The sequence below is a fragment of the Megasphaera indica genome, assembly GCF_046614755.1.
GTDB classification, from domain to species: Bacteria; Bacillota; Negativicutes; order Veillonellales; family Megasphaeraceae; genus Megasphaera; species Megasphaera intestinihominis.
In genome coordinates, this window is record NZ_JBKKJR010000085.1 from 1 (window position 1) to 224 (window position 224).

At 49.1% G+C, this 224-nt stretch carries 1 rRNA gene; it reads right to left on the reverse strand.

The features are described 5' to 3' along the window. Positions 1–138: 138 nt before the first annotated feature. Positions 139–224 (reverse strand): 23S ribosomal RNA (locus tag ACFCTO_RS12270); the annotation flags it as partial.

Below are 224 nucleotides of genomic sequence, written 5' to 3' on the forward strand. Positions count from 1 at the left end.
TGGGAACAGGTGGATCCCCGCAGCTATCGCCACTGAATTATGTTATTCAGGATTTTCGTATCCTGACAACTGCATAAAAATGTTTTCTTCTTAACGGGTCGCCCACGTGGCACCCCCTACCAATCGGTAGGAATATTTGTAGTCAAGTCCTCGGTCTATTAGTACCGGTCCGCTCCGTACATCGCTGTACTTCCACTCCCGGCCTATCAACCACATCGTCTTTG